General features: G+C 73.7%; 2 protein-coding genes. Both read right to left on the bottom strand.

Annotation, left to right across the window (positions count from 1 at the left end):
* Positions 1-2013: VIT domain-containing protein (locus tag E1284_RS40045; protein WP_131945335.1), on the bottom strand; the 2013-nt coding region annotated here is incomplete at its 3' end.
* Positions 2010-2417: a hypothetical protein gene (locus E1284_RS42245; RefSeq protein WP_165965623.1), complete on the bottom strand. Its 408-nt coding sequence runs from the start codon at positions 2415-2417 to the stop codon at positions 2010-2012. The genes E1284_RS42245 and E1284_RS40045, both read right to left, overlap by 4 nt.
* Positions 2418-2639: the final 222 nt, after the last annotated feature.

The raw sequence follows: 2639 nt of genomic DNA, 5'->3' as shown, positions 1-2639 counted from the left end.
GGGTGCGAACGGCGCCGGCGCCGCGGCGAGCGTGGCGTGTGCGGTTTCCACGGGCGGTGTGGGTGGTGCCCACCCTCGCGGGGTTTCCACCGGTTGGACGACCTGATGCGGGGTTCCGCCTTCGGTCACCACCCTGCTGTCCACGGCCACGAATGCGGTGAAGCGGCACAGGACGCCGAACCGAAGTGACGTTTCGACGATGCGGTGTTCCAGGTCGCCCGAGCCGCCGACCGTGTGGCGGTCTTCGAGGTCGCGCAGGTGAGCGCGGGCCCAGATGGACGTGGTGGCGCGGTCGGTGGAGACGATGCCGGTGGCGTGCTGCTCCCATGGCGTGCCGTCGGAAGCGGTGCCCCGGACGGAGACCGCACCGGATGCGGTGCCCCCGCGAATCGGCGAGTTGGAACGGGGGCCGCGGAACCGGCCGGTGATCACCAGGGGCACGCCGGGGAACAGGGCGCCCAGGCGGGACGGGGCCACGGAGTCCGGGACGATGTCCAGGCCGTCGGCGTCCAGGGTGAGGCCGGTCACGAGCGGGGCGGCGATCCGGTGGTGGATGTGCTCCATGGCCTCGTCGAGGCGGTCCTCGGATTCGACGAGTTCGCAGCGCCCCCCGCCGAGGGAGGCGAGCCGGTTCAGGAAGCCGGCGTTGACGGCCTGGTCGATGCCCACGGTGTGGACGCGGATGCCCCGGAGCCGGGGTCCGAGGTGGGCGAGCAGTTGGTCCTCGTTGCCGACCTGCCCGTCGGTGATGAGGACCAGGACCCGGTCCCGCGCGGGATCGGTGAGCAGGCGGCAGCCTTCCTCGAGCGGGGCGAGCATCCCCGTGCCGCCTCGCGCTTCCAGCGCCGCCAGATGCTCGACGGCGCGGAACCGGTTGCGGTCGGTGCCGGCGACCAGGCCGGTGCCGAGGTCGCGGGGGCGTTCGACGACGTTGTCGAAGGACAGGACGGCGAACCGGTCCTCGCCGCGGAACGTGTCGACGATGCGGGCGGCGGCGCGGCGGGCGGCGACCATCTTCCAGCCGTGCATGCTGCCGGAGCGGTCGAGTACGAGCACCACGTCGCGCGGGCTCGGCCGGGCGTCGCCGGAGGGCAGCACGGTGAGGCTGAACGTCCCCTCCTGGCGCCACTCGGGAACGATGGCGAGGCTCATGCCATCGGGCCCCTCGGGCGGGTACCTCGTCGCGGTCTCGTCCGGGACCAGGGTGAGGGCCGCGGCCTCGTGCGAGGCGAAGCCGAGGCGCAGGATGAAGTCGCGGTCGAGCCGCTCGCCCGGCTGCAGCCGCACGGTCGTGCGCCCACCCTCGCCCTCGTGGCTCACCACGTGCAGTGCGGACCGGATCTCGGTCAGGGGCAGGCCGGCCGGATCGATGTCGGCGGTCACCGCCAGGCGCACCGGGTTGGGGAAGCCGGGCAGGAGGACGGGCGGGCTGATGCGGGACGCGTCCGGCACGGCGTCGGTGTCGTCCGCGGTCCCCGGCCCTGCGCGCTCGCCGTCCAAGGGGGCGCCGGGGATGTAGCGGGGGGCCACCACGAGCGGGAAGCGGAACGTCGCACCGGAGGCCGACTCGTGCGGCAGGGGCTGGGCGAGGGTCAGCGTGATGGTCACCCGTTCGCTCGGCAGGATGTTGCCGACCCGCATGCTGAACACGTCCGGCCGGTCTTCCTCGGTGATCGCGGCGCGCCGGCCTGAGGCGACGGCGGTGTCGTAGTCCTCCCGGGCCTGGGCGCGCTCCTTCAACGTCCCTTCGATGACCCGGTCCGCGGCCTCCATGCGCATCGCGGTCACGGCGGCGCGGTCGGGCAGCGGGAAGATGTAGGTCGCCTCGAGCGGAGTGTCGAACGGGTTGTGGAAGCCCTGGACGACCTTGATGCCGGCGGTGAGGCCGGTGATCGAAGCGTGCACGTCGACGGATTCGAGCGGCAGGTTGCCCTTGCCGGTGCTGAGCGCGCCGAGCCCGCCGTCGGATGCCGGGGATTCGGTCTCGGGTAGCGGCAGGATGCGCACGGTCACGGGGACCTCCGGGAGTGATCTGCAGGCGGACGTGCGGGGCTTTCGGCGGGGCTGTCGATGGGGGTGAGAAGGCCGCGTCGGTGCAGCTCGTCGAGCAGCGGCCGCGCGGCGGTGTCGATGGCGGCGACGTCGTCGTCGCTCAGGGCGGAACCGTCCAGGACCAAGGTGATGCCGGGTGCCAGGCGAACCCCGTGGACGACCGAGGGAAGCGGCCTGCCGTAGCCGGCGGCGACCATTGCCGTGCCGTACGACACATCGGGCCGGGCCTTCCAGAAGTCGCCTCTCTCGCCGACCCCTTCGCCCTCCGCCCCGGCCGGCGCGCCCACGGAGTCGGCGCTTCCCGCGCCGACCTCCGCCCCGCGGGCCTCGGCGTCGCCCCACTCCTGCGCCGCGAAGTCAGCCATCCCGGCGGCGGTCGCACCCGCGGCATCGCGGCCCGGTGCGCCCGCCATTCTCCGGGCGGGACCTGAAGCCCCTGCCGGGTCGTCGGCGCCGTCCGCATCTTGCGGCTCGCGCGCCCGACCAGCAAGCCCTTCTTGGCCCGGTGACGGCGCTGCGGCCTGGGAGGCCGGCCTTCTGCGGGCTGGAGCCGCGGGTCGGGCGGATGCTGGGGGGCTGGGTTCTTC

It is taken from the genome of Actinomadura bangladeshensis, assembly GCF_004348335.1.
GTDB classification, from domain to species: domain Bacteria; phylum Actinomycetota; class Actinomycetes; order Streptosporangiales; family Streptosporangiaceae; genus Spirillospora; species Spirillospora bangladeshensis.
The sequence above is the reverse complement of the archived record's forward strand: the minus strand, read 5'-3'. Positions and strand labels throughout refer to the sequence as shown.

What these genes read in the sequence shown, in the direction of transcription:
- E1284_RS42245 (WP_165965623.1), bottom strand. Translation starts at nt 2,417, where the DNA reads ATGGCTGACTTCGCGGCGCAGGAGTGGGGCGACGCCGAGGCCCGCGGG.